We start from the raw sequence: 623 nt of genomic DNA, 5'->3' as shown, positions 1-623 counted from the left end.
CTGACAAGCCAGGGGAAGATACGCCAATCATCTATGTACCAAAAACAAATGATGTGACGCAACCAACAAAACAAACTGTTAAGTACACAAGTACAGATGGTAAAGCTCAGGTGCCTTCGGATAAGATTCAAAATGACTATACTTTCACAGGTAAGAAGAATCAAGCTGATGGTACAACAACATGGACTGAAAACAGTCATACTTACGGTAGGGAAAGTGTTCCAGTAGTTTCTGGTTACTACGCTGACAAGTCTGAAGCAGGTAGTAAAACAGTCACTCCTACCAATCCTAATGCCGAAGATGTTGTAACTTATAAACCACTTGGTAAGATTATTCAGGTAGATGAAGATGGAAATGTTATTCCTAATTCAAGTTCTGTAACATACAACAATAATCCATCAAATCCTAGAGAAGCAGCAGAAACTAAAATTCCAGATGCACCAACAGGATATGTGATTAAGGAAGAACAACCACAAGCATGGGGTTACAATATTGTTGATAAAACTATTGAACCAAATGATGAAAGTGATCCAGATCGAATTTCACAAGATACGAAGATTGTTTATGTTAAAGCAGATCAAAAAGCAGTCATCACGTACGTTGATCAAACAACAGGTCAAACC

Annotated in this window: 1 protein-coding gene; it reads left to right on the top strand. The window is 37.7% G+C overall.

Going from position 1 to position 623, the window contains the following annotated elements; all coding sequences use genetic code 11:
* A partial coding sequence (locus AX662_RS10640; protein ID WP_443030979.1) for a mucin-binding protein occupies positions 1–623 on the top strand: 623 nt, incomplete at both ends.

This window comes from Streptococcus sp. CCH5-D3, from assembly GCF_001556435.1.
GTDB lineage: Bacteria > Bacillota > Bacilli > Lactobacillales > Streptococcaceae > Streptococcus.
This window is presented reverse-complemented; position numbering and strand designations above follow the sequence as displayed.